The sequence below is a fragment of the Brevibacillus sp. HB1.1 genome (genome assembly GCF_013332445.1).
GTDB classification, from domain to species: Bacteria; Bacillota; Bacilli; order Brevibacillales; family Brevibacillaceae; genus Brevibacillus; species Brevibacillus porteri.
Genome location: NZ_JABMIV010000001.1, coordinates 208,521 through 215,965 on the forward strand (window position 1 = coordinate 208,521; position 7,445 = coordinate 215,965).

Below are 7,445 nucleotides of genomic sequence, written 5' to 3' on the forward strand. Positions count from 1 at the left end.
TTACTCCCCTTTCACCGTAACGACTTCTCCTTCGGCGTAGTACGTTATGCCGGAGATTAGGATTTGATTACCTGACTGAAGGCCCGATAGAATCTCGATGTTATTTCCAACAATTTGTCCCACTTGCACGTCGCGTCTCTTGATTACACCATTCTCGACAACCATGACGAAGCGCTGTGTTTCCTTAATCCCAACACTTTGGACGGGAACGAGCATTCCGTTCACTTTGCGTGCCATCTCTACAGTCGCGACCATCCCCTCGATCAACACGTTGTCTTTATTGGAAACAGCTATCTCTACAAGATACTTTCCCGTTTCCTGGTTAAGTACAGGTGAGATAAATGTAATGGTCCCTTTACTTTTGCCCTTTCCCTCCACTGTCACAGGCACCGTGTCCCCTTGCTTGTAGTTTTCCATCACATCCAATGGGACATCGACCTTCAGCTTCACATCCGAGCTATCAACCAGGTGAATGATACTTTCACCTGGCTGGGCAAGACTACCTGTCTTTTGGGTCACATCAATGACTGTACCGCTAAACGGTGCGACGAGTTGCGTTTCTTGAAGGGTTTTCTTTGCGAGCTCTACTTGACTGGCCGCTTGTTTCAAATCGGCATCTGCACTGGCAATCTCGTTGATTTCTGCACCCTTTAGCAACTTATCCAACGTAATTCGCGCCTCTTGTAGCGAAATCTCGTTTTGCTCTTTTTCCAACTGTGCACTGTCCAGCTCACTCTGCGAAATAGCACCGCCCTTAAACAGCTCTTGGGCTGTCTCCCATTTCCGTTGCGCATCCTTCATGCGCTTTTCCTGGCTGTCCACTGCCAAGCGTTGTTTGCTGATGAGATCGGCGCTTGCTCCTTGCAACGTTTTTGAACGCAACGCAGATGCGCTTTGAACCTGGCTTTGTGCCGCTTCCAGCCCTTTTTGATAATAGTTCGTATTTAATGAACTTAATACCTGGCCCTGTGTCACCTTTGCCCCTTTTGTTACGTTCATTCGTTCAATCGTACCTGAAGCCCCAAAGGCTAAATGGCTCTCCTGTTTGTATTCAACGAAAGCAGTAAGTGGTATCGGCAAGGAATCCGTCTGTTTTACGGTGTGCACCTGCACGATCTTTTGCTTGGTTTGCTCCGCTTCCTGTTTCGTTTCCACTCCACATCCCGTGATGAACATCAGTACAACGGTCAAAACGACGTAGCGCATACTCTTCACGTAGAGTCCTCCAGTAGTTTTGTCATTGTCTTTTTGAATGAAGCTGACATCATATTCTCTCTCTCGTTATCGTGAGCTTGCTCAAGCAGACTTGTCTGTCGCAACCACCTGTTCTTCTTTTTTCTTAAAGTATTGACTCACTTGCTTGTTCAGATGAGCGATCAAAGCGACTACGAAAATGACGGCACCTGAGACCAACAAGAGATATGGCCAATAAACGGCCTCCAGTAAAATACCGTACAACCAGATCCCAAACGGTACGGCCACTCCGGTAAAAGTCCCGACCACGCCAAACATGCTGGCACGCAAATGCTCAGGCGTGTTCAATTGAACAAAGGTAAAGATCGGGATGTTCCCCATGGAGTTGAAGATGGCGGAGACCAATAAAATCCCGACAAACACGCCCGTAATGATCCACGAGGCGTTACTCATTTCCGGAACAAAAATCGGAAAGATCCACGTCATCAAGAGAATCCCTTGCACTTGAATCAAAAGGAAGATTTTATTCTCAACGTATTTGCTCACCTTTTTCATAGAGACAATAGCCGCTCCGATAATGATCCCGATAAACCAGGAGGACTGAATAAAGGAGAATTGCTCCATCGATACTTTTTCGACTCGATAGGCAATATGCAGCAGCCCTACATACATGAGCGGAGGGAAAATAAAGTTGAGCAGAAGGAAAATCAGGAACAAGTACTTGATGACGACCTGTTCACGGATATATTGGAAGACTTCCTTGATTGTGTCTGTATAGCTTTGCGTTGTCTCCTGTACAACCTCAGTCTTGCGGAAACGGAGGAACATCTGCATGATCCCTGCTCCGATAAAAGAAAGGCCATCAATCAGCAAAATCATTTCCATCCCGACTAACCCATAGGCAACCGCCCCTACCAAAGGAGCCGCTACATTGAGAATGGCACTGATCGCTTGATAAATAGAGTTCATACTTCCTACTCTTTCTTCGTCTACCAGCTCAGGAATGGATGCTTGCAAAGCGAGATACGTAAAGGCCTGAATGGTACTGATCACGAAGGCGTATCCGACAAATAGCCATAGATTCGTGGGAAACTGAAGGAAAAACAGTAAAAACAAGAGAACGAGCGCACCGCTTAGCAGCTCGGTGACAACCATGATTTTTTTCTTGTTGTGTCTATCAATATAGGCGCCTGCAAAAATATTAATCAGCACCCCTGGCAAGTACGAAAAGCCCAAAACAGTTGCAAATGCAGCGGAAGAACCCGTCACATCCGCAATGTACAGAGCAAGAGCAAATTTGTAGACACCGCTACCTAATTCTGTGATAAAACGAGTGAAAGAAAAGAGAAAAATATTCAATCCGTATCCGTATGTTTGGTTGCCCATCTTAACCTCCCTGAATAGTAATCCCTCTAGGTGACAATTTATTTCGGCAAGAGGAACCCGCTACACCCCACGGACAATAAATCCGGAATAGAGCGGAATCCATCTGCCGATTTCCAATACGATTCCTAGGCGATTCTTAGCGTATGACTAGAGGCGATCCTATCAATTTTTTCGCTTCCTCCTCCAAGATCACTCGCAGCTTCCTTTCATCCTCGCGATATGGCAAAGCCATAAAAATAGTCATTTTGCCCATGGATGTATAGGAAGCCTCAAAGAGAATACGTTTCTTTCCTTTTATAAACAGGTGATCGTATTCACTTGGTTGACTCTTGTTCTGCTCACCCAGAAAGTTACAAATAATAGGCGTCATCTGCATGGATTGGATGAGTGAGTGATTAGAAAGAGGATAGTTTTCCGTTACATCATGACTTTGCACGAGATTGGTGAAATGAATGTTCCTCTCCTTTGCGAGATCCAACCGAGCTTTCACATACGTTTCCAACTCATCCAAACTCGACGCTGGATCAATATGAAGTGGAATATGATCGATGCACTCGCCAAGCACATCGAAGAAATGGTTCCCCATAAAGGATCTGCCAAAGTTCATGAGGAAGATGGGTGCCTTTTGGACTCCATAACTTCTTTCGCAAAATCTGGCTAAAAGAGCAATCGGAATCCGTGCATTTTCTGTCTCCTGCGAGTTGTCCATATCCAGTTCGCAGGTAACAATCGTGTAGCCGTCCAAAGCGGATGAAGATGCGAGCTGTCTTTCTATGGACAAAAGACTATTCTCAAATGCGTGAAGATCAAATTCCTCCATGAGCTGTTGATCTTCGATTCCGATTGGACCCTTGGTAATTTGCTGGACGAAATCCCAATACGTATTCCCATCATTTTCCGAGAGCTCTGTACCATTCTCCAACGCTTCGTAATATAGGTTCATGTCGTTTTGCAGAACCTCACTGCTAATAAAATCAAAAATGAGATGCGATGCCGGGAATAGGAACGAGTACTCTTTCTCGCTCTCTTTCAGCAAGATCACTTTGTAAGACAAAGAACCGATCGAATCATGCTGCTTGTAAAAATATTCGCTCAGTAAAAGATGGCGCACCGCTTCTTTTCTGTCATCCGAGTCGCTCGATACATCAACAACAGGGAGCGCAATCTCACTAGGGCAAGGATATTCTTTCCAATATGGCTCTTCTTCCTCAAAAGCCAACGTGCATCGCAGTAAATGATGCCGCTCCAGGACTTTACGAAATGCCTTTTCCAGTGTCTTAGGATCGATCATCCGCCCAAAGCGAATCACTGTTCCAGAAATGTCCTTTTCCTGTACATGATAGCGCTGTGAAGGTGACAGCGGCTGTCTGATAAAAGTCTGCGGAGTGACGATCGCCTCCGAATAACGGAGGAGCTTCTGATCGAGGTCGTTGACGAGGCGCTCCTGCCATGGCAATGATTCATTCTCATCTAGTGCAGCCTCTTGGATATCATTCCTCTCTTTTTCCCATGCTTTTTGCGAGAGATCCAGATATTGAATGGCGTGCGGCTGAATTGCAGGATCACAAGACGTACGCAATACGGACAGTATTTCTTGGTGTTTGTCCCGCGCATTTTCCTCCACGTACAGAACAGCTCGATGCTTGTTGCCGAAGGGCAACTCTACATAATTGCTTCGTACTTGAAAATGAGCGTAAATCAAGGTTTCCAGCTCTTTTTTATCTTGCGCTTTTGTGGTGCGAACTCGGTTTACTGTATCTACATATCCTGCTAGCGCTCTGACTGTGTCATATTGGAAGATCGTTTGAATCTTTACTTCTATTCCTTCCTTATGAAGTCGCGCTACCAGTTGGATCGCTTTGATAGAATGCCCACCCAGATCATAAAAATGGTCATCCACACTGATTTCCTGTAGGTCGAGCACTTCTTTCCAAATTTCCGCCAGCCTAATCTCCTGCTCTGTAACAGGTGGATTCATCTGCTTACTTGCCTCCCTGATCATGGCAGGCTCAGGTAATGCTTTCCGATCTATTTTTCCGTTTGGTGTTATAGGCATTCTCTCAAGGATGTGGATATACGTTGGTACCATATAGGCCGGAAGAGTGGCCAAAAGCTCCTGACGCAAATCTCTGTTCCAATCAGGCTGCTCCCAGACCAGATAAGCGATCAGGCAGGCATCTCCTCCCTGCTCTTTTTTGGCCAACACGACCGCTTCCTTCACTCCCGCCTGGGATAGGATCACGTTTTCAACCTCATCAAGCTCGATACGGAAACCACGTATCTTGACCTGGTTGTCCATTCGCCCCAAATATTCCAGACTACCATCCGCAAGCCATTTCACCATGTCTCCCGTCTTGTAGAGCCTCGAACCGGTCATAAACGGATCTGCCACAAATTTCTCGTTCGTCAATTCCTCGCGATTGATGTAGCCATCAGCGACGCTAATACCCGCGATAGCCAGCTCACCAGGAATTCCCTGGGGCTGCAAATGACCGTGCGCATCCAGCACATATACTTTTGTGTTGGCAATGGGCTTTCCGATTGGCACTTGCTGCGGCAGCCTCTCTTGCCCTTCATACGTCCAAGTCGTTGCACAAATCGTTGTTTCGGTTGGACCGTATGCATTGATGTATCGGCAATGCGCACTCCATTTATGGACAAGCTCCCAGTTTGCCGCTGAGCCTGCGGTGATTAATGTCTTCAATTTCGGGAAATTTTCCGGCTCCAAATACGTAACAAAGGTAGGTGGAAGCGTCGCGACTGTTACTTCATGCCGTAGCAGATACTCACTGAAAGCCTGCGGATCGAGTACGACATCCTTTGAAACAATGACCAATCTCGCCCCCGTCAATACCCCCATCGTAAACTCCCAGACAGAGGCATCAAAAGAGATGCTGGCAAACTGCAACACCTTGTCCTTTTGGGTGATCCCGAGATCGTTGATGAAAAACTGCTGGAGGTTGGCGATTCCGACGTGGTGCAGCCTTACTCCCTTTGGCTTCCCCGTTGACCCGGATGTATAAATGACGTAGGCCAGGTCACTCGAACGATGAAGGGTCTGTACAACAGGTGAAACATCGTTGTATACGCTCCTATCATCAAGATTGATCAATGTTGCTGCTGGGAGAATACTCTCTGCATACGATACCGTCGGATCATGGACCAAAACAATGCTGGCCCCGCTATCTTCGATCATATAGCTGATCCGTTCGCTCGGATGGTCGGTACTAATTGGAAGAAAGGCACCGCCCGCTTTTAAAACGGCCAAGATGGCGAGGCTGTATGCAGTAGAGCGCTCTACCATCACAGCAACAATGCTGCCTGGTTTTACCCCTTTCTCACGCAGCACGTGGGCCAGCGCATCGGATTTGTCATCTAATTCCTGATACGTGTATGTGCCTTCCTGATCGACCACGGCAATGTAATCCGGCCCCTTTTTGACCTGTTCCTTAAATAGCTGGTCAATGGTTCGCGTTTGATCAACCAGCATCTCCGTGTCATTCCATTGTTGCAGAATGAGAGCCTGCTCCTCGTCTGTGACCATTTGCATTGTCGCAATCGGCTGGTCCGGATTACCGACGATACTTTGAATCAACTGATTCAAGTGCGCTCGTACTTTTTGCAGATAGGCATTGCTGTAAGCAAGTGCATTATAGATAAAGTGAATTTCTAATTCCTTTCCGGGAATAATGCACAAGTTGAAGTCGTAGCTGGTTTGCTCATATCCTTGGACATCCGTGATTCCGAATAAACCACCTTTTCCATCTTCGTCGAATGCCTCTTCCGTCAATGGATAGTTTTCAAAGACCATGAGATGCTGAATCAGGTTTTGTTTTAATGTGGTTTCGGACTGAATATCCGCCAGAGACAAGTATTGGTAGCTGCTTGTGGCTGTGAAGAACTGTTGCACCTGCCGAAGCAACTCTGAAAATGTCTGTTTGCCTTCACTGCGAATTCGCATTGGGATCGTATTGACAAACAATCCAACCATTTCTTCTACGCCAACGAGCTCAGAGGGACGTCCCGAAACGACTGATCCGAAGACAACATCATTGGCATAATTGTATCGTTGCAGCAACAATCCCCAGAGGGAATGAAAGACGATGCTCAGTGTTACATCATTTGATCTCGCTATCTGCTCCAAACGGGCAGTCGTTTCCCGATCCATGCGAAATACGATCGATTCTCGTTGGTACCCCTTACCGGTTGAAATCGTTTCAACCGGTAAAGGAGATTGCTGATCAAATCCATCCAAGCTATCTCGCCAGAACGAGAGTCCCTCTTGTTTGTTTTGCTTGCCAAGCCAAGTGACATAGGTACTGAAAGAATACGGTGGAGCCAGCTCAGCCTTCTTATTTTGAAGATAAGAGCGATAGATATGGAAAAAGTCTTTTGCGACAATCCCCAGGCACCAGCCATCCATAATAATATGGTGGAAGCTCCACACCATCTTGTATTTTGATTCGCTCAATTTCATAACGGTAATCCGAAACAACAGATCTTTTTCCAGATCAAATCTCTTGCCCCGATCCCTTACAAGAAATTGCTCCACAAATGCTTCTTGTTCATCCTGAGTCAGGTCAGAGATGTCCTCGATCTGAATAGCTGCTTCTCTTTGCTTCAACACGATCTGCAGAGGCTTTTTACTTTCTTTATAGTGAAAGACTGTTCGCAGGATATCGAATCTTTCAACGAGGTCGCGAAAGCTCTGATCAAGGAGATCAAGCCGCAACGACTCCTCCATCGTAATCACCGTTTGTTCGAAGTGAACCTCTGATTCAGGATGAAGGATAAAGTGATACAGCATGCCTTCCTGCATAGGTGTCAAGCGGTATATATTTTTAATCTGAACACCATTCAAACCT

3 protein-coding genes are annotated in these 7,445 nt (G+C 46.3%); all 3 read right to left on the reverse strand.

The window, feature by feature from the left end:
• Complete coding sequence (locus HPY27_RS00910) at nucleotides 1–1,206, reverse strand: efflux RND transporter periplasmic adaptor subunit (RefSeq protein WP_217437869.1); 1,206 nt, start codon at nucleotides 1,204–1,206, stop codon at nucleotides 1–3.
• Between the two features lie 90 nt (nucleotides 1,207–1,296).
• Nucleotides 1,297–2,580, reverse strand: a complete 1,284-nt coding sequence (locus tag HPY27_RS00915) for an MFS transporter (protein ID WP_017249127.1) — start codon at nucleotides 2,578–2,580, stop codon at nucleotides 1,297–1,299.
• A 136-nt stretch (nucleotides 2,581–2,716) separates the two neighbouring features.
• Nucleotides 2,717–7,441: a non-ribosomal peptide synthetase gene (locus HPY27_RS00920; RefSeq protein ID WP_174224171.1), complete on the reverse strand. Its 4,725-nt coding sequence runs from the start codon at nucleotides 7,439–7,441 to the stop codon at nucleotides 2,717–2,719.
• Nucleotides 7,442–7,445: the final 4 nt, after the last annotated feature.